Here is a 17,768-nt window from a genome sequence, read left to right as displayed (position 1 = left end):
GTGTGACCTTGCACACGCGGCCCGCCCCTAGGATCTCTGCCATGGTGACCATCGATCTCAACGCGGACCTGGGCGAGGGCTTCGGACGCTGGACGCTGACCGACGACGAGGCCCTGCTGGCGGTGGTCACCAGTGCGAACGTCGCCTGCGGTTTCCATGCTGGCGACCCCTCGACGATCCGCCGGGTGTGCGAACTGGCGGCCGAGCGCGGGGTGCGGATCGGGGCCCAGGTCTCCTACCGGGACCTGGCCGGCTTCGGACGGCGCCCGATGGAGGTGCCGCGCGGGGAACTGGCCGACGAGATCGCCTACCAGCTGGGCGCCCTGGACCTGTTCGCCCGGGCGGCCGGGACGGCGGTGGCCTATCTGAAGCCGCACGGGGCGCTCTACAACCGGGTGGTGCACGACCAGGAGCAGGCGGGCGCCGTGGTGGAGGCGCTGCTGGCCTACCGGCGGGCGGACGGGCGCGGCCTGCCGGTGCTGGGGCTGCCCGGATCGGCGCTGCTCGCGGCGGCGCTGGCGGCCGGCCTCCCGGTGGTCGCCGAGGCCTTCGCGGACCGGGCCTACACCGCGCAGGGGACGCTGGTGCCGCGGACCGAGCCGGGGGCGGTGCTGCACGATCCGGACCAGGTGGTGGCCCGGGCGGTGCGGATGGCCAGGGACGGGGAGGTGGTCGCCGCGGACGGCAGCCTGGTCCCGGTGCGGGCCGGTTCGCTGTGCGTGCACGGGGACACCCCGGGCGCCGCCGCGCTGGCGCTGCGGGTACGGGAGGCGCTGACCGCCGCCGGGGTGCGCGTGGAGGCGTTCGGATGAGCGTGCGGATCATGGCCGCGGGGCGCTCGGCGCTGCTGCTGGAGGTCGACAGCGACGCGGAAGTCGCCTCGCTGCACCAGGAGTTGATCTCCCGTCAGGCGGACGGGCGGCTGCCGGGGGCCGTCGAGATCGTCCCGGCCGCGCGGACAGTGCTGCTGGACGGACTGGCCCGGCCGGAGCTGGTCGCCGCCCAGTTCGAGGGGTGGCGGCCGCAGACCTCGGCGCCGCCGGAGGGTCCGGTGGTCACCGTACCGACCCGCTACGACGGCGAGGACCTGGCCGAGGTCGCGGCGCTGTGGGGGGTGTCCGCCGCCGAGGCGGTGCGGATCCACACCGGGGCCGAGTACCGGGTCGCCTTCTGCGGCTTCGCGCCCGGCTTCGCCTATCTGACCGGGCTGCCCGAGCGGTACGCCGTGCCGCGCCGGGCCACCCCGCGCACCCAGGTGCCGGCCGGCTCGGTGGCACTGGCCGGCGGCTACACCGGGGTCTACCCCGGCGCCTCGCCCGGCGGCTGGCAGTTGCTCGGGCGCACCTCGCTGCCGGTCTGGGACCTGGGCCGCGACCCGGCGGCGCTGTTGCAGCCGGGCACCCGGGTGCGCTTCGTGGAGCAGCCATGAGGGCGGTGGAGGTGGTCCGGCCAGGACCGCTGACCACGGTCCAGGACGGCGGACGCGTCGGCGTCGCCGCGCTCGGGGTGCCGCGCGCCGGTGCGCTGGATCCGGGCGCGCTCCGGCTGGTCAATCGGCTGGTCGGCAACGCCCCGGACGCGGCAGTACTGGAGGCCACCCTCGGCGGGGTCGCGCTGCGGGCCCTGGAGCCGGTGCTGGTCGCGGTCCTCGGCGCCCCCGCACCGGTGCTGGTGGACGGCAGGGCGGTCGCCTGGGGCGCCCCGGTACGGGTACCGACCGGGGCGGTGCTGGCGGTGGGTGCGCCGACCAGCGGGCTGCGCTGCTACCTGTCGGTGGCCGGCGGCTTCGCGGTGCCGCCGGTACTGGGCAGCCGGTCCACCGATCTGCTGGCCGGGCTCGGGCCGGCGCCGCTGGCGGCCGGGCAGCTGCTGCCGGTGGGGCCGCCGACCGGTCCGCCCTGCTGGATCGACCCGCTGCCGCTGCCGGCTCCCCCGCGTGAACTGCTGCTGCGGCTGGACCTCGGACCGCGCGCCGACTGGTTCGGCCCCGGGGCGCTGCGCACGCTGGACTCCGGGCGCTGGACTGTCTCCCCCGCGTCCAACCGGGTCGGGCTGCGGCTGACCGGACCTCTGCTCGAACGGCTGCCGGACCGCGGCGAGCTGCCCAGCGAGGGGATGGTGCTCGGGGCGGTGCAGGTGCCGCCGGACGGGCTGCCGGTGGTGTTCCTGGCCGACCACCCCACCACCGGGGGCTATCCGGTCCTGGGCGTGGTCCCGGCGGGGGATCTCGCCTCGGCCGCGCAGGCGGCACCGGGAACGCCTGTTCGATTCACTCGCTCAATGCGGTGAACACACGCCCGAAAACACGACAACCGTCCGCGATCCGAGAAGACTGCTGCCCATCGGACGAACCGGCGAGGAGAACCACCGGCGAGGACAGCGGCGAGGACAGAGGAGTCCGCCATGGGCGAGGTAGTACTGGCGGTCGGTACCGCCAAGGGGCTGTTCCTGGGACGCAGCCGGGACCGCAGGAACTGGGAGTGGAACGAGCAGCCGCACTTCCCGATGCAGGGCGTGTACTCGGTGGCCATCGACCGCCGGGGCGGCGTGGTGCCGAGGATCCTGGTCGGCGCGGACAGCAGCCACTGGGGTCCCTCGGTGTTCCACTCCGACGACCTGGGCGCGACCTGGCAGGAGCCCAAACAGCCCGCCGTGCGCTTCCCGGAGTCCACCGGAACGTCACTGGAGCGGGTCTGGCAGCTGCAGCCGGCCGGCGCCGACCAGCCGACCGTCGTCTACGCGGGGACCGAGCCCGCCGCGCTGTTCCGGTCCGAGGACAGGGGCGAGTCGTTCTCGCTGGTGGAGAGCCTGTGGAAACATCCGCAGCGCAAGGACTGGGGAGCCGGCTTCGGCGGCCAGGGGATGCACACGGTGCTGGTCGACCGGGAGGACCCCCGGCAGCTCACCGTCGCGGTCTCCACCGGCGGCGTCTACCGGTCCGCGGACGGCGGTGACAGTTGGGCGCCCTCGAACACCGGGGTGGAGGCGCGGTTCCAACCGGACCGCAATCCGGAGTTCGGACAGTGCGTGCACAAGATCGCCGTGGACGCCGGCGATCCGGCCCGGCTGTACCTGCAGAACCACGGCGGGGTCTACCGCAGCGACGACTCCGGCGGGAGCTGGATCCCGATCGACGCCGACCTGCCGGCCGACTTCGGCTTCGCCATCGCCGCGCACCCGCGACGGGCGGGCACCGTCTATGTGTTCCCGCTGGTGGCCGACTACGAGCGGCTGCCCCCTGAGCACCGCTGCCGGGTGTACCGCAGCCGGGACGCGGGCGAGAGCTGGGAACCGCTGTCCGAGGGACTCCCCCGGGAACCGCACTACGGGGTGGTGCTGCGCGACGCGCTGTGCCTGGACGACGCCGAGCCCGTGGGCGTGTACTTCGGCAATCGCAACGGCGAGGTCTACGGAAGTGCGGACGAGGGCGACAGCTGGCGGCTGCTGACGCAGCATCTGCCCGCCGTGCTGTGTGTACGGGCGGCCGAGACGGGGTGATCGGACTGGGTGCTCGGACCGGGTGATCTGACGGAGTGATCGGCCGGAGTGATCAGCTGACGGCGCGCAGGGCCTCCCGTTCGAAACCGGGGACCGGGCCGGAGCCGGAGCCGCAGACGGCGGCCAGGGCTGCGGCGGTGTGCCGGGCGGCGGCCAGGTCCAGGGCCCGGGGGTCGCGCTGCCTGGCCTCGGCCGCGGCCAGCCGGAGCAGGTCCGGGAGCAGGTCGGTGCAGCGTTCGGCGACCCAGCGGGTGCCCTTGGTGGCCATCCACCAGGTCTGGGCGGCCCGGCTCGGCGCGGCGCACTCGGGCTCCGGCGTCGGGGCGGGGCCGGCCGCCGTACCGTTCGCCGCCAGCACGGTGTGGAACTCGCGGGCCAGCGCGCGGTGGCCGCGTTCGCTCGGGTGCAGTCGGTCCACGCTCCACATCCGGGGGTCGTCGATCCAGTCGGCCTCGGCCGCGTGGACGTGGACGGCGGCATAGCGCTCGCTCAGGGCGTGCACCACCTCGTTCACGCTGTGCATTCGGCGCGCCAGTGGACGGGCGAGCGGGCCGGGGAGGCGCAGCAGTCGGCCGGGATCGGGCAGGCAGGCGGTGAGCAGCACGGTGCCGCCGGCGCTGAGCTCGGCCATGACGGCGTCCAGGTCGGTGGTGACCGAGTCGATGTCGTAGCTGGCGCGCAGGGTGTCGTTGGCACCGACCAGGACGGAGGCGAGGTGCGGTCGGTGCGCCAGGGCGGTGGGGAGCTGGGTCCGGGCCACGTCCGCGGCCCTGGCCCCGCTCACGGCGAGGTTGTGCAGGTCCACGGCCTCGGCGAGCGGGGCCAGGCCGGCCGCGAGCAGGGCGGCCCAGCCGCGCCAGCCGCCGCCGGGGGCGGGGTCGCCGAGGCCTTCGGTGAGGGAGTCGCCGAGCGCGGCGACCCTGAGCAGCGTCATGCCATGACTCCTTGGACGTGCTGGGGTATCCGGTGGGCGGCGAGGAACCCGGCCACGGCCCGGTCCCAGCCGTACTGCTCGGCCCGGGCCCGGGCCCGGTGGCGCCGGTCGGACTCGGTACCGGCCAGCAGCCGCTGCACGGCGTCGGCGAAGCCGGGGCCGGTGTCGGCCGCGGTCTGGCCGGCGTCGCCGACGATCTGCGGCAGTGCGGAGGAGGCGCTGACCACCACCGGGGTGCCGCAGGCCAGGGCTTCCAGGGCGGCCAGCCCGAAGGTCTCGATCGGTCCCGGTGCCAGCACCGCGTCGGCGCTGGCGAGCAAGGCCGCCAGGGCGTCCGCGGAGCCGATGTGGCCGACCAGCCGCACCGGCAGCCGTTCGGCCCTGACCCGTGCCTCCATCCGCGCCCGCAACGGGCCCTCCCCTGCCACCACCAGCACCGCGGGCACCCCGCGGCGGCGCAGTTCGGCTACGGCGTCCAGGGCCCGTTCCGGCCGCTTCTCGGTGGAGAGCCGCGAGCACAGCACCAGCAGCACCTCGCCGGGGCGGGCGTAGTGGTTGCGCGCGGCCGCGTTGCGCTGCCGGGGGTGGCAGCGTTCCAGGTCGACGCCCAGGGGGGCGCGGACCACGTTGCGGGCGCCGATGCGGTGGAACTCGGCGGCGGCCCAGGCGGTGGTGCAGATGACGGCGCTGTAGTCGCGGGCGGTCCCCCGGTTCAGCCGGTCGGCGGTGCGGCGGGCCGCGGACTCCCCCAGGCCCCAGGCCCGCAGCACCCCGTCCAGGCTCTCGTGGGAGACCATCGCGGCCGGCACGCCGTGCCGGCCGGCCCAGCCGCCGGTCCAGCGCAGCGTGGTGCGGTCGGAGACCTCCAGCCGGTCCGGGCGGAGCACCGACAGCAGATCGGCCAGGGCGGGCCGGTCGAGCAGCACCCGGTAGCCGCCCATGCCCGGGACCCGGCGCCCGGGCAGGGTGATCACCCGGCCCTGGTCGGTCTCCTCGTCCCGGTGCTGGGGGCCGGGGACCACCAGCACCGGGCGGTGCCCGGCAGCGAGGTAGCCCGCGCCCAGGTGGTGCAGCGCGGTGCGCAGGCCGCCGGAGACCGGGGTGACGAAGTTGGCGAGGCGTACGATCCGCAGGCTCATGCCGCCACCCCGCCCCGGTCCGGGACCGTTCCGAGCACGGCGGGGGCTGCGGCTGTCTTGGCTGTCGCGGCTGCCGCGGCGGCTGCGACCGGAACAGCGGCGGCTGCCGGGGTCAGCACCTGTTGGTAGTGGTCGAGCAGCTGGTCGCCGACCGACTCCCAGGTGCGTCCGGCCACCTCGCGGCGCGCCTGGGCGCCGTAGCGCTCACGCAGCTCCGGGTCGGCGGCCAGTGCGGCGACGGCCTCGGTGACCGCGCGCACGTCCCTGGGCTGCACCAGCAGGCCGGTGCGGCGGTGCGCCACCAGGTCCAGCGGTCCGCCGACGGCGGGCCCGACCACGGCGACGCCGCTGGCCATGGCCTCCTGGATGGTCTGGCAGAAGGTCTCCATCGGACCGGTGTGGACGAACACGTCCAGCGAGGCGAAGACGGCGGCCAGCTCGTCGCCCTCACGGCGCCCCAGGAACAGGGCGCCGGGCAGCGCCTGGCGCAGCGCCGGCTCGCTCGGCCCCTCCCCGACCACCACCAGCCGGACGCCCGGCAGCGCGCAGACCCCGCTGAGCAGGTCCACCCGCTTCTCCGGGGCCAGCCGGCCGACGTAGCCGACCAGCACCTCGCCGTTCGGGGCGAGGGCGCTGTGCAGGGCCTGGTCGCGGTGGCGCGGGTGGAACCGCACCGAGTCCACGCCGCGCGGCCAGAGCCGAACCCGGGGCACGCCGTGGGCAGTGAGGTCCTGGGCGGCCGGGGTGGACGGGGCGAGGGTGCGGGCGGCGGCGCAGTGGACGGCGCGGATCCGCCGCCAGGCGGCGGCCTCGCCGAGACCGCTGCCGGCCCGGTAGGCACGGGCGTACCCGGCCAGGTCGGTCTGGTAGACGGCGACGGCCGGGATGCCGAGCCGATCGGCTGCGGCCATGCCCCGGGCGCCGAGGACGAAGGGGCTGGCCAGGTGGACGATGTCGGGGCGGTGCCCGGCTATCAGCTGCTCCAGTCGGCGGCTGGGCAGGGCCAGCCGCACCTGCGGGTAGCCGGGCAGCGAGAGCGCGGGGACGCGCACCACCGGGCAGGGGTCGGGGGCGGACAGCGGCACGGCCGGGGCGGGCGCGATCACCAGGGGCTGGTGGCCGCGCCGGAGCAGGTGCTCGGCGGTGCGCAGGACGGAGTGGGCGACGCCGTTGATGTCCGGCGGGAAGGATTCTGTGACGATGGCGACACGCATGTCTGCGTTATCCCGACGCCACGCGTGCGCACGGCCACGTCCATCTGTCGAGTGAACGAACGACTACCGAACGCTCACCCTCCGGCCCTCCGCGGCGCTGTCAACCGCCGCTGAGCCTGCCCCGCACCGCGGCGTGGACCTCGGCCTCCTCGCCCGGATCGGCGGCCATCCGGCGCAGCCGGTCCAGCACCCGGCCGTCACCCTTGGTGAACACATGGCGGGCGGCGAGTTCGCGGGTGGTCTCCTCGCAGTCCCAGAGGCACTCGACCGCGGCCCCGGTCGGGAAGCAGGGATCGACGGCGGCGAGGCTGCGCGCGGCGCTGCCGCGCAGTTGCGAGCAGCTGGTCTCGGCGTAGACATGGCGCAGGGCGGTGACCCCGGTGGCGGCCGCCAGCCGCCCGACGCCCTCCACCAGGACGGCCAGTCCGTCGCCGTCGGCGCCCTGCCGGTAGATCCAGCGGTGCAGCGCGGCCACCACGGCCGGGGCGTCCGCGGCCACGCCGGCGCAGGCCAGCAGCCGGGCCGAGGCGTCGGCCAGCGGTCCGCCCTCCGGATCGGCGGCCCAGATCCGGGCCCGGGCCAGGAAGCGCGGGGTGCGCACCCGGCACAGGGTGCCGAGCGCGTAGTCGGCGGTCTGCCGGGAGAGGTCGGCGGCGGCCAGTTCCAGCAGGTCGGGCGCCGACTCGTCGTCGTGGTCGGCCAGGTGCCGCAGGGCCGCGCAGCGGGCGCCGTCCTGGCCCTCGCGGGCGGTCTGCCGGAGCAGCGGCCGGTCCTCGGGCCCGGCCACGGCGGCCAGGCAGCGGACGGCGGCGCCCACCCGGCGTTCGAACTGCTCGGGTGAGGCGCCGCGGCCGGTGCTGGAGGCGGCGTCGGCCCAGGCCAGTACCGCCGGGGTGCTCCAGGCGGGGGCGTTGCCGGGCCGGTCCAGCTGGCGCTGCCAGAGGTCGAAGGGGGCCTGCTCGGTGGCGGCGGCCACTCTGGGGTGGGTCTGCGCCCACAGGTGCCAGGGCCGGGGCTCGTAGGCGTCGCGGACGGTGGCCCGCAGCGCGGCGTCGCCCTCGGGGCCCTCGGGGAAGCGGGCCAGTACGGGTTCGGCCAGGGCCGCCAGCGCGGCGTCGTCCTCCCGTACCGCCAGCTCGTCCAGGGCCCAGGCCCAGTTGCTGCCCGCGGCGGCGTAACGGCGCAGCAGCAGCAGGGCCTCGTGCCGGCCGTAGCCGGCCAGCCGGCCCAGCACGGCGAGGGTGAGCCCGGTGCGTGACTCCTCGTCGTCGAGCAGGTCCTCGGCGCAGAAGAGGTGATCCTCGAGGCCCTGCAGCGGGGCCTCCAGCTCCATGAACAGGCGTGCGTAGTAGAGGGAGCGGTTCTCGACCTGCCAGTCGCGGCGGGGGTCGCTGGTGACGCACTCCTCAAGGGCGGCGAGAGCGTCGGAACGCTCGGCCGCCAGAGCGTGCAGGGTGCCGTCCCCCCGGCCCCGCTGAAGCAGGCCGAGAAGGGAGGCGCTGGGCGCTATCGCGGGCTCGAACATGAGGTCAGCATCCGGTGCGGCGGTCCTGGTGGCAAAGGAATTTCGTGAATGGGGGTCTGGCACTGAGCGGTACGGGTCTGCTATGGGGGGCAGACGTGTCCCCTGCGGGGCGGGGAATGCTCGGTTCCCGCCCGCAGGAGGCACGAAATCGTACCGTTCGAGTGCCTTCCTCTGCACCTTTCCCAGGCCCGGACGCACCTGGGAGAACCCTGACACCGACGCTGACATGGGGCTTTCGACGACCGTCCGGGCCACCGGCCCGGCTAGATCGACTGCGGACGGCTCCGCTCGGACACCGGTACGGCCTTGCGGATCTCCGCGCGCAGCTGCTTGACGTCGTCGATCTGCTCGTAGCGCCCGGTCAGCTCGTACATCCCCTTCAGCCGGTCCCAGGTGCGCAGCGAGGACATCTCCCGGGTGGAGGCGAGCGCCTCCTTGGCGTAGAAGGTGGCCTCCTCGGGACGGTCGGCGATGTAGCAGGCCGAGGCCATCGAGAGGTAGTCGAACAGTTTGGAGCGGTCCCGGCCCTCGCCGCGCAGTTCCAGCGCCTGCTTGGCGTGGTACTGCGCCAGTTGGGCGGCGCTGGGGTCGTGGGCGGCCAGGGTGCGGTAGCTCAGCGCCTCCATGCCGTGCAGGTCGGCGCGGTCGAAGAACTGCAGCCAGCTGGGGCCGGGGTCGTTCTGGTCCTGGGCGAAGAGGTCCTCGGCCTCGCCGAGGGTGCGCCTGGTGGCCTGCGAGTGGCCCATCGAGGCGTGCGCCCAGGCCTCCACGGTCCGCAGCATGGCCCTGGTCCTGGGCAGGTTGCGCTCGCCGCTGCCGGTCTCGGCGACCCGCATCAGGTCCAGCGCGTCGCCGGGGCGGTTCAGGTGCACCATCTGCCGGGCGGCCCGGGACAGCGCCTCGCCGGCCCGGGGCTTGTCGCCGGCCTCCCGGGCCGAGCGGGCGGCCATCACGAAGTAGCGCTGCGCGGTCGGCTCCAGGCCGACGTCGTGCGACATCCAGCCGGCCAGCACCGAGAGGTTGGCCGCCACCGCCCACAACCGCCGTGCCAGCGGCTCGGGGTGATGGAAGGTCAGCATCCCGCCGACCTCGTTGAGCTGGCCGACCACGGCCTTGCGCTGCAGTCCGCCGCCGCGCGAGGCGTCCCAGGCACGGAACACCGTGACCGAGGACTCCAGCGCCTCCACCTCGTCCAGGCCGACCGGGCCCGCCTCGTAGAAGTCGCTGGCCGGCAGGGCCGCGGCCATCGGGCTGCGCAGTATCGCGCCCGAGGTGGGGCCGTCGGCGGCCACGGCCGAGTCGGATCCGGCCATCCAGTCGTGGAGCGGGCCCGCGATGGCGGCTCCCGCCAGGAGCGCGGTGCTCGCGCTCATCATTCCGCGTCGGTTGAGCATGAGGTCCATTCCCGTGAACTCGGTGAGGTCCTCGGCTGTGCGCTCCGGCTGCGGGTACGGGGAGGGGACGTCCGACGCGGCCTGCGCCGCGCCGCCCGAACCTGTGTGCCGCTGTCGCTGGAACCCGAGGTCCTCAGTGGTGACAACACGTCCGAGCCGCTCGGTGAACAGCGCCGCCAGCACCCTCGGCACCGGGTCGCGCGGGATCTCCCCGCGTTCGATCCAGCGCCGGACCCGCGAGGTGTCGGTGGACAGCTGCTGCTGTCCGGCCGCCGCGCCGCGCCGGTTGACCAGTCGCGCCAGTTCCCCCTTCGACCATCCGGTCAGGGCGAACAGGTCTGCGAATCGGGTGTTGGTGCCTCTGCTCACGTCAAGCCCCCAGGTTCCTCGGCACTTTCGAGGCTATCCGGGCGTCATGTGCCAGGCGAGCATTCGCCAGGGTTCGCCAGGGTGCGCAACCTGATGCGCCATGAGGCGGCGGGTGTCATGTAGACATGCGCCACCCCAACCCCGCGACCACCGGGCAGAAGTTGCCCCGGTGACCGCGGAGCAAGGGAGTGGCGCAAGGGGTGGCGCGGACGGAAGTGCACCGCGCAGGGGCCGTATCGGGACCACGCACTCCCCAGGGTGCGCGGTCCACGGCGGTCCCGGTCCGGGGCCGACGCCCGTGCCGCCCCGCTCCTCCGCAGCAGCCCCGCAGTGCCGGAACGCCCGCAACGTCCCGGTACCAGAAGTGATCGCGGTGGGCCGTCCGGCCCGCCGGCGGCAGCCCGCCAGGAAGGGACCCGGAACCACCCATGTACTCACCCTCGATCTCCCCCGCCCCCGTAGGGCCCACCACCACCCGGGTCACCCAGCCGCCGCGCCACCGTCCGGCCCTCGGCTCCGATCCACGCACCCGTGACCGCGCCCTGGCACCCGTCGGGCCGCGCCGCATGGTGGCACCCCGTCCGGCCGCCGGTGGAGCGCCGAGGCTGGACAACCCGGCCGAGCAGTCACCGGCGCTGCGCGCCGCGCTGGCCGGCATCACGCGGATATGCCCCGCCTTCGTCCCCCGGCAGCTGCTGCGGGAGGACGAACAGCACGTCCTGGTGGTCGGCACCGCCGGGCGCACCCCGGTGGTCGCCAAGTGCCTGACCCCCACCCCCGCCGGACGCGAGGCCACCAGGTCCGGACGGGAGGCCGCGGAGCTGCTGCGGCACGAGGTCGCCGCCTACCGCACCTTCGTCCGGCACCGCCCGCCGGCCCGGCTGCCCAAGCTGGTCGCGGCCGACTCGGACCGCTGCGTGCTGCTGATGGAACGGGTACCGGGCCGGCCCGCCGCCTACGAGCGGCACCCCTGCAACACGCCCTCGCCGGGCGAGGTCCGGGCGATCCTCGGCGCGGTGCGCTCGCTCAACCTCTGGCGGCCGCCGGCCGGCTCCTTCCAGGCGCCGTTGGACTACCCCCGCGAGATCGCCCGCTACCACGCCCTGGGCCTGCTGACCGACCGGGACGCGGGCGACCTGCAGCACCTGCTGCACGGACTGGCGCACACCGCGCCGCAGTTCTGCCACGGGGACGCGCTGCTCACCAACGTGCTGCTGGCGCCCTCGGGCCCGGTGCTGGTCGACTGGGAGCAGGCCGGCTGGTACCTGCCCGGCTACGACCTGGCGGTGCTGTGGACCGTGCTCTCCGGGGACACCGCGGCGCGGCGGCAGATCAGCCAGGTGGCGCAGTCCTCCGGGACGCTGCCCAGGGACGCCTTCCTGGTGAACCTGATCCTGGTGCTGATGCGGGAGCTGCGGATGCACGACGTGCCCGGGGCCGGCGAGGAGCAGCGGATACTGATCCGCCGACTGCACGAGGACGCGGCGCTGGCGCGGCGCGCGGTCCGGGCCGCGGTGGGGACCCGCTGAGCCCGGACGGCCCGCCGAGCGGGGACGACCCGCTGAGCGGGGACCCGCTGAGGCGGCGTCAGCGGCCGCGCAGCGCCTGCCGGCCGGCCTCGGCCAGCAGCTCGTGCTCGCGCCGTCCGTGGCCCCTGGCGTGCAGCACATCACGGAAGTGCCGCTCCAGCGGGTGGGCCCGGCTCAGGCCGGCGCCGCCGCTGAGGGCCACGGCCTGCTCGACCACGGACACCGCCGCGCGGGTGGCGACGATCCGGCCGGCGGCGGTGCGCAGCGGCGCGTCGGGCACCCCCTCGTCGACCCCGCGCGCCAGGGCGAACAGCAGTTCCTCGGCGGCCGTCAGTTCGACCTCGATGGAGCCGACCGCGGCCTGCAGCTGGCCGTCGCCGTCGACCAGCACCGGGCGCAGCGCGCGGACCAGCCAGCTGCGGGCCGCGCGGGCGACCCCCAGGTAGACGGCGGGCAGGGCCAGGTCGGTCCAGGCGCGGTCCAGCGGGTCGTCGTCCGCGCCACCGGCGCCGAGGCGCACCACCGCGTCGTCGCCGACCTCCGCGGCCTCGAAGACGACGTCGTGGCTGGCGGTCGCCCGCAGCCCGAGCTGGTCCCAGGTCGGCTCGACCTGCACGCCCGGGGTGTCGCCCTGGACCAGGAAGACGCCCTCGCCGGGCTGCTCGCCCTCGGTGCGTGCGGTGACCACCATCCAGGCGAGGGCCTCGGCGCCGGCGACCCCGGGCTCACAGCCCGTCAACAGCCAGCCGTCCTCGCCGCGGCGGGCGGTCACGCCGACCGTCCCGGCGCTGCGCGCGGCGTCGTCGGCGCCGCCGCGGCCGAGCACCCCGCCCGGGCCGAGCACCCCGACCAGGGCGGGGCCGCGCACCGAGTCGGCGAGCAGGTCGGCGTAGACCGGCTCGGGCCAGGGCGAGGTACGGGTCTGCCGGGCGTGGACCAGCAGGGTGAACGCGGTGACCAGGGCCACCGCGGGGTCGCCCCGGCCGAGCTCGGTCAGCACCCGCACCGTGTCGGCGAGGCCGGCGCCGGGGCCGCCGTGGCGTTCGGCCACGGTCAGCGTCAGCAGCCCGGCGTCGTGCACCACCTCGATGCCCTGGTAGGGGAAGCCGGCGTCGCGGTCGTGCTCCTCGGCGCGGGCGGCGAGCAGGTCCACCACGCGCGGCAGTCCGGCGAAGGCCTGGGCCAGCGCGGGGTTCCCGGCCGCGGCGTCCCCCCGGCCGGGGCCGACGGGTCCGGCCGGGGCGGGGATCCCACCGGGGGTCGACTGTCTGGCTGCGGTGGTCACGCTGGCCTCCGTGCGGCGAGTGCTGCCTGTCGGTTACTGGACTTCCGGAACGAACGCGACGTACCGGCGGGGCCGGGACGGTCGGTTCAGCGACAGACGGCGCCGGCGAGCCGGAGCAGGTCGAGGTACCTGCGCCGGGTCAGCATCGGCCGCCGGGGCACGGTCATGCCTGGAACATCGCCGCGGGGAGTGGCTTGAGCAGCTTGTACAGATCGTCGGTGATCGGGCGGTCCCAGGTCGCCACGGTCACCTGGATGCCGTCGCTGCGCCCGAACTGCACGCAGGAGCAGCGGCTCTCCGAGAGCTTGACCTTCTTCACGATCAGCAGGTCGTCCCCGAGCATCACCGGGAAGTCCTCGATCTCGACCACGCCGACCGGCTCGTCGTTGCCGATGGCCGCGAACAGCTGCCGGACCTCGAAGGGCACACCGTCCTCGGGCTCCCGGGCCGGCGAGCCCTCGCACAGATTGCCGATCAGCATGGACGGGCCCCGGCCGCCGAGCAGGTCGTAGCGGAGGAAGATCCCCTGGCAGCTGCCGTCCTCCGGGTCGGCGAGCAGGGCCGCCCCGAAGTCACCGGGCCAGTCGCCCGGGTCCATCGCGAGAACGTCGAAGTCCGGACCTGCCGGTGTGCCGGAACGGCGGCGGAGGAAAGCCATGGGGATATCGTACGTGGCCTCCGGACCTGTGCCGACGGTCACCCGTCCGCACCCGACCGATGCCCTCCGGACCCGGGTTGCAGGCTGTGACGGCGGGCAACGTTCCGTTCATCCCGTGTTCTCGGGCGGCAGTTGACGAGCCCATCACGTTCCGATTACGGTCGGCGACATGGGGAGAGCAGTACGACGTGTCCACCGGGACGGTGTCGACCTGCAGCGTGTGGCATTCGCCTGGTACCACCGGTGATTCGGCGGTACCGGGCCGATCCGGTTCCCACCGAGCACGTCCGCGGGTCCTGACCACATGCCGAGACGGCGGTGGTTCCGTGGACGGGTCCGTCCGCTTCGCCGCGTGGGGGTGTGCGAGGCACGGACCAAAAGGATGCGCCGCGTCGGCCCCGTGGGGGTGGTCGGCGCGGCGCATCCCTGTCACTGACTCGGGGTCACTGATGTCAGGGTCACTGCTTCAGGTCAGGTCGAACTCACCGTCGCGTGCGCCCAGGACGAAGGCCCGCCACTCGGCCGGGGTGAAGATCAGCGCGGGGCCGTCCGGGCTCCGCCCGTCCCGCATGGCGATGTAGCCCTCCACAAAAGCGATCTGGACATCGCCGACCCCGTTGCTGCCGGACATCCACTCGGCCTCGCCCAGGTCGAGCTGCGGCTTCTTCCCGTCGGATCCCTCATCGAGCGGACTGCGCTGGGTGAGGATGCCCGCACCCGCACTGTCACCAAAGAATGAGTCGCTTGCCACGTCGTGATCCTCCCGTCTCGTGATGCCACTGTAACTTCCGGCGACGGGCCGGGAGGAGGCCTTTGACGCGATCCACTCGTGCGGATTGGTCCCTTTCCCGGCGGCGTGCGGCAAGGGATTCGATCAGCTGTCCGGACGCTCGCTCCCGACCAGCCACATGGAGAAGAACTGGGCACCGCCGCCGTAGGCATGACCGAGCGCCAGCCTGGCGCCGTCGATCTGGTGCTCGCCGGCCGCGCCGCGCACCTGGAGTGCGGCCTCGGCGAAGCGGATCATGCCGGAGGCGCCGATCGGGTTGCTGGAGAGCACCCCGCCGGACGGGTTGACCGGCAGGTCGCCGTCCATCTCGGTGACCTCCGCCTCGACCAGTTTCCAGCCCTCGCCCTGGTCGGCGAAGCCCAGGTTCTCCAGCCACATCGGCTCGTACCAGGAGAACGGTACGTACATCTCCACCACGTCGATCTGCCGGCGCGGGTCGACCACCCCGGCCTGGTGGTAGGTGTCCGCGGCGCAGTCCCGGCCGGCCTGCGGGCTGACGTAGTCCTTGCCGGCGAAGATGGTGGGCTCGCTGCGCATCGCCCCGCCGTGCATCCAGGCCGGGCGCCGGGGGGCGCGGGCCGCACCCTGCACGCCGGTGAGCACCATGGCGCAGGCGCCGTCCGAGGAGGGGCAGGTCTCCGAGTAGCGGATCGGGTCCCAGAGCATGGGCGCCGCACGGACCTTCTCCAGCGTCAGGTCCTTCTCGTGCAGGTGGGCGTAGGGGTTCTTCAGGGCGTTGCGCCGGTCCTTGAAGGCGACCAGCGAGCCGATGTGGTCCGGGGCCCCGGTCCGGCGCATGTAGGCGCGGACATGGGGGGCGAAGAAGCCGCCGGCGCCCGCGGTCAGCGGGGCCTGGAACGGGACCGGCAGGGACAGCCCCCACATCGCGTTGGACTCGGACTGCTTCTCGAACGCCACCGTGAGCACGGTGCCGTGCACCCTGGCCGCGACCAGGTTCGCGGCCACCAGCGCGGTCGAGCCGCCGACCGAGCCCGCGGTGTGCACCCGCAGCATCGGCTTGCCGACCGCGCCCAGCGCGTCGGCGAGGTACAGCTCGGGCATCATCACGCCCTCGAAGAAGTCCGGGGCCTTGCCGATGACCACGGCGTCGATGTCCGCCCAGGTCAGCTCGGCGTCCTCGAGGGCGCGCACGGCGGCCTCGCGAACCAGTCCGGCGATGGACACGTCCTGGCGGGCCGCCACGTGCTTGGTCTGGCCGATCCCGACGACGGCGACGGGCTCCTGACCGGTTGCCCTGCTCATGACTGCTCCCCCTCCAGTACGGCCACCAGGTTCTGCTGCAGGCAGGGCCCCGAGGTGGCGTGGGCCAGGGCCCGGCGGGACTCGCCGCGGTGGATCCGGGCGGCGGCCTCACCGATCCGGATCAGTCCGGCGGCCATCACCGGGTTGGCGGCCAGCGCGCCGCCCGACGGATTGACCTCGGTGGCGTCGGACAGGCCCAGCGCCCGGCGCAGGATCAGCTCCTGGACGCTGAACGGCGCATGGAGCTCGGCGGTGTCGACCGGGGCGTCGAAGGCCCCGGCCCGCGCGGCGGCGAGCCGGGTGGACGGCGAATCGGTGAGGTCGCGCACCCCGGGCTGGTGCGCCTCGATCCGGTGGTCGATGCCGCGGATCCAGGCCGGACGCGGATGCAGCGCCCTGGCGGTGTCGCCGACCGCCAGGATCACCGCGACCGCCCCGTCGCTGACCGGCGGGCAGTCGTGGCGCCGCAGCGGCCGTACCTCGTAGGGCTGCTCCAGCAGTTCCCCGACGTCGGCGCTGCCCCGCAGCTGCGCGTGCGGATTGGCCTCGGCGGCGCGCCGCGAGCGGACCGCGGTGGCGGCCAGCGCCCGCTCGTCGGTGAGCCCGGCGTCGATCGCGGCCTGGGTCTGCAGCGCGGCCAGCGCGATGGCGTCCGGCCACAGCGGGGCCAGGGTGTAGGGGTCGAGCTGACGGGTGAGCACATCGCGGACGCTGCCCGGCGAGGACTTGCCGTAGGAGTAGACCAGGGCGGTGTCGGCCTGCCCGGTGCGCAGTTTCACCCAGGCCTCGTACAGCGCCCAGGCGCCGTCCATCTCCACATGGGACTCGGAGATCGGCGGCCAGGCGCCCACCCCGTCGAGCGCCATGGTGAAGGAGAAGGCCCGGCCGGCCAGGTAGTCGCTGCTGCCGGAGCAGGTGAAGCCGATCCGGTCGGTTGTCAGTCCCGTCTGCTTGAGTACGTCCTGGAGGACCGGGAGCACCAGCTCGACCTCGGAGAGCCGGTCGGTGCTGCGCCGGTGCACGGTCTGGGCGAAGGCGACGACGGCCACGTCGCGCCGGCTGCCCTGACCGGCCTCAGCACCGGCCTCAGCGCCCTGAATGCTCGTCACTACATCCACCTCCGGTAGCTCTCGGGGTCGGCGTCGGGGTCGCCGGTGGGGCGGAAATGGCTGATGGCGGCAAGGCTGGGCTGGTCCGAGCGGGCCGCGGGTTCGCGCCAGACGGGTTCGACCCGCTGGCCGACGTGCACCTGGTCGTGCGGAATACCGCCGATCCTGGCGTGCAGTCCGACGTGCGCGCCGTCCAGCAGCACGTAGGCGTAGCAGTACGGGACCTCGACATCCAGGCCCTTGGCCGCGATGTTGACGATGCAGAAGGTGGTGACGGTGCCGATATGCGGCAGCTCGATCTGCTCGTTGGTGACGATGCCGCAGGTGGGGCAGACACCACGGGCCGGAATGTAGACGCGGGTGCAGGAGGGGCAGCGTTCGCCGAGCAGTCGCTGCTCGGTGAGCGCCTTCAGGAAGCGGGTCTGGGCGGAGCCCGGGCTGTAGGTGTAGTCGAGCCTGGCCGGGATGGTGACCCTGGTGACGGGTTCCGCCCCGGCCAGCGCGGGGACGGTGGCGAGCAGCTCTGCCGCGTTCATGCCTGGCCCTCCTCTGCGGTCGTTGTGGGAAGCGGCTCGAAGCAGGCGATGTCGGTGATCGCCCCGGTCCGCTGCTCGGCCCAGCGGACGGTCACCCGCAGCCCGGTGCGGACCGCGCGCGGGTCGCCGCTGTCCGGCGGCGGCGCGTCCAGGGCGTGCAGCAGCGCGGTGTCGGCGCCGTCCAGCCGCACCAGCGCCCAGGCGAAGGGACGGTCCAGCGGCTGGTACGGGCGGGGGTGCTGGTTCCAGGCCCAGGTGGTCACCGTGCCGGTGCCGTCGAGGGCCACCAGCTGGTGCAGTTCCTCGGCGGTGACCGGGTCGTACTCGGCGGGCGGGCACAGCACCCGGCCGTCGGAGCCGCGGATGCCCAGGACCACGCGTTCGCGCAGCCCGGTGAGGAAGGCCCCGATGACCGGACCGGTGGAACGGGTGAAGGGGAACTCGACGACCAGCGGAGCGCTGAGCACGTCCGCCTGCTTCACGTCGGATATCTGCACGTCGGACTTCTGCACGTCGGACATGGCG

At 74.4% G+C, this 17,768-nt stretch carries 16 protein-coding genes and 1 pseudogene; 5 read left to right on the top strand and 12 right to left on the bottom strand.

Annotation, left to right across the window (positions count from 1 at the left end; all coding sequences use genetic code 11):
- Window positions 1–41 precede the first annotated feature (41 nt).
- From IF29_RS0119105 to IF29_RS0119090, 4 genes are all read left to right on the top strand, one after another.
- Complete coding sequence (locus IF29_RS0119105) at window positions 42–812, top strand: LamB/YcsF family protein (protein ID WP_030256253.1); 771 nt, start codon at window positions 42–44, stop codon at window positions 810–812.
- Window positions 809–1,429: a 5-oxoprolinase subunit PxpB gene (pxpB, locus tag IF29_RS0119100; RefSeq protein WP_030256250.1), complete on the top strand. Its 621-nt coding sequence runs from the start codon at window positions 809–811 to the stop codon at window positions 1,427–1,429. Before IF29_RS0119105 ends, pxpB begins: the two co-directional genes overlap by 4 nt.
- The gene (locus IF29_RS0119095) at window positions 1,426–2,289 is read left to right on the top strand and encodes a 5-oxoprolinase subunit C family protein (RefSeq protein WP_030256248.1); all 864 of its coding nucleotides are present in this window, start codon (window positions 1,426–1,428) and stop codon (window positions 2,287–2,289) included. The genes pxpB and IF29_RS0119095 overlap by 4 nt, the downstream gene beginning before the upstream one ends.
- Window positions 2,290–2,403: 114 nt before the next feature.
- On the top strand, window positions 2,404–3,498 hold the full coding sequence (locus IF29_RS0119090) for a WD40/YVTN/BNR-like repeat-containing protein (protein WP_030256244.1): 1,095 nt from the start codon (window positions 2,404–2,406) through the stop codon (window positions 3,496–3,498).
- Window positions 3,499–3,550: 52 nt separating this feature from the next.
- Here the strand turns inward: IF29_RS0119090 and IF29_RS0119085 are convergent, their stop codons facing one another.
- The 5 genes from IF29_RS0119085 to IF29_RS0119065 all read right to left on the bottom strand — a co-directional run bounded on the left by IF29_RS0119085 (window position 3,551) and on the right by IF29_RS0119065 (window position 10,073).
- A complete protein-coding gene (locus tag IF29_RS0119085) occupies window positions 3,551–4,432 on the bottom strand; it encodes an SGNH/GDSL hydrolase family protein (RefSeq protein WP_051725502.1) in 882 nt (293 codons plus the stop codon).
- Entirely contained in the window at window positions 4,429–5,571 is a 1,143-nt protein-coding gene (locus IF29_RS0119080; protein ID WP_051725501.1) for a glycosyltransferase, read from the bottom strand. The genes IF29_RS0119085 and IF29_RS0119080 overlap by 4 nt, the downstream gene beginning before the upstream one ends.
- Window positions 5,568–6,785 (bottom strand): glycosyltransferase family 4 protein, encoded by a 1,218-nt coding sequence (locus tag IF29_RS0119075; RefSeq protein ID WP_084714536.1) that lies wholly within the window; start codon window positions 6,783–6,785, stop codon window positions 5,568–5,570. Before IF29_RS0119075 ends, IF29_RS0119080 begins: the two co-directional genes overlap by 4 nt.
- 100 nt (window positions 6,786–6,885) lie before the next feature.
- A complete protein-coding gene (locus tag IF29_RS0119070) occupies window positions 6,886–8,310 on the bottom strand; it encodes a hypothetical protein (RefSeq protein WP_030256235.1) in 1,425 nt (474 codons plus the stop codon).
- Window positions 8,311–8,573: 263 nt separating this feature from the next.
- Complete coding sequence (locus tag IF29_RS0119065; protein WP_030256234.1) at window positions 8,574–10,073, bottom strand: DNA-binding protein NsdB; 1,500 nt, start codon at window positions 10,071–10,073, stop codon at window positions 8,574–8,576.
- 428 nt (window positions 10,074–10,501) lie between these two features.
- Here IF29_RS0119065 and IF29_RS0119060 point away from each other — a divergent pair, with 428 nt between their 5' ends.
- Complete coding sequence (locus tag IF29_RS0119060; protein ID WP_030256231.1) at window positions 10,502–11,602, top strand: aminoglycoside phosphotransferase family protein; 1,101 nt, start codon at window positions 10,502–10,504, stop codon at window positions 11,600–11,602.
- A gap of 58 nt (window positions 11,603–11,660) precedes the next feature.
- Here IF29_RS0119060 and IF29_RS0119055 read toward each other — a convergent pair whose 3' ends face one another.
- The 7 genes and pseudogenes from IF29_RS0119055 to IF29_RS49025 all read right to left on the bottom strand — a co-directional run bounded on the left by IF29_RS0119055 (window position 11,661) and on the right by IF29_RS49025 (window position 17,764).
- Window positions 11,661–12,887 (bottom strand): acyl-CoA dehydrogenase family protein, encoded by a 1,227-nt coding sequence (locus tag IF29_RS0119055; RefSeq protein WP_084714534.1) that lies wholly within the window; start codon window positions 12,885–12,887, stop codon window positions 11,661–11,663.
- An 86-nt stretch (window positions 12,888–12,973) separates the two neighbouring features.
- Entirely contained in the window at window positions 12,974–13,054 is an 81-nt protein-coding gene (locus tag IF29_RS49030; RefSeq protein WP_380523336.1) for a putative leader peptide, read from the bottom strand.
- Entirely contained in the window at window positions 13,051–13,545 is a 495-nt protein-coding gene (locus IF29_RS0119050) for a hypothetical protein (RefSeq protein ID WP_030256225.1), read from the bottom strand. Before IF29_RS0119050 ends, IF29_RS49030 begins: the two co-directional genes overlap by 4 nt.
- Before the next feature lie 466 nt (window positions 13,546–14,011).
- Complete coding sequence (locus IF29_RS0119045; protein ID WP_030256223.1) at window positions 14,012–14,254, bottom strand: DUF397 domain-containing protein; 243 nt, start codon at window positions 14,252–14,254, stop codon at window positions 14,012–14,014.
- A gap of 165 nt (window positions 14,255–14,419) precedes the next feature.
- Window positions 14,420–15,598 carry a thiolase domain-containing protein gene (locus IF29_RS0119040; protein WP_030256221.1) on the bottom strand — a complete coding sequence of 393 codons (1,179 nt, stop codon included), beginning with the start codon at window positions 15,596–15,598 and terminating at the stop codon, window positions 14,420–14,422.
- Entirely contained in the window at window positions 15,595–16,707 is a 1,113-nt protein-coding gene (locus IF29_RS0119035) for a thiolase domain-containing protein (protein ID WP_232242200.1), read from the bottom strand. The genes IF29_RS0119040 and IF29_RS0119035 overlap by 4 nt, the downstream gene beginning before the upstream one ends.
- A pseudogene (locus tag IF29_RS49025) lies at window positions 16,707–17,764 on the bottom strand (Zn-ribbon domain-containing OB-fold protein). The gene IF29_RS0119035 and the pseudogene IF29_RS49025 overlap by 1 nt, the downstream one beginning before the upstream one ends.
- Between the last annotated feature and the right edge of the window lie 4 nt (window positions 17,765–17,768).

The organism is Streptacidiphilus jeojiense (assembly GCF_000719095.1).
Lineage (GTDB): Bacteria > Actinomycetota > Actinomycetes > Streptomycetales > Streptomycetaceae > Streptacidiphilus > Streptacidiphilus jeojiensis.
Note: the sequence above shows the minus strand (reverse complement) of the source record. Positions and strands in the feature narration are given on the sequence as shown.

What these genes read in the sequence shown, in the direction of transcription:
- IF29_RS0119105 (WP_030256253.1), top strand. Translation starts at nt 42, where the DNA reads ATGGTGACCATCGATCTCAACGCGGACCTGGGCGAGGGCTTCGGACGC.
- pxpB (WP_030256250.1), top strand. Translation starts at nt 809, where the DNA reads ATGAGCGTGCGGATCATGGCCGCGGGGCGCTCGGCGCTGCTGCTGGAG.
- IF29_RS0119095 (WP_030256248.1), top strand. Translation starts at nt 1,426, where the DNA reads ATGAGGGCGGTGGAGGTGGTCCGGCCAGGACCGCTGACCACGGTCCAG.
- IF29_RS0119090 (WP_030256244.1), top strand. Translation starts at nt 2,404, where the DNA reads ATGGGCGAGGTAGTACTGGCGGTCGGTACCGCCAAGGGGCTGTTCCTG.
- IF29_RS0119085 (WP_051725502.1), bottom strand. Translation starts at nt 4,432, where the DNA reads ATGACGCTGCTCAGGGTCGCCGCGCTCGGCGACTCCCTCACCGAAGGC.
- IF29_RS0119080 (WP_051725501.1), bottom strand. Translation starts at nt 5,571, where the DNA reads ATGAGCCTGCGGATCGTACGCCTCGCCAACTTCGTCACCCCGGTCTCC.
- IF29_RS0119075 (WP_084714536.1), bottom strand. Translation starts at nt 6,785, where the DNA reads ATGCGTGTCGCCATCGTCACAGAATCCTTCCCGCCGGACATCAACGGC.
- IF29_RS0119070 (WP_030256235.1), bottom strand. Translation starts at nt 8,310, where the DNA reads ATGTTCGAGCCCGCGATAGCGCCCAGCGCCTCCCTTCTCGGCCTGCTT.
- IF29_RS0119060 (WP_030256231.1), top strand. Translation starts at nt 10,502, where the DNA reads ATGTACTCACCCTCGATCTCCCCCGCCCCCGTAGGGCCCACCACCACC.
- IF29_RS49030 (WP_380523336.1), bottom strand. Translation starts at nt 13,054, where the DNA reads ATGACCGTGCCCCGGCGGCCGATGCTGACCCGGCGCAGGTACCTCGAC.
- IF29_RS0119050 (WP_030256225.1), bottom strand. Translation starts at nt 13,545, where the DNA reads ATGGCTTTCCTCCGCCGCCGTTCCGGCACACCGGCAGGTCCGGACTTC.
- IF29_RS0119040 (WP_030256221.1), bottom strand. Translation starts at nt 15,598, where the DNA reads ATGAGCAGGGCAACCGGTCAGGAGCCCGTCGCCGTCGTCGGGATCGGC.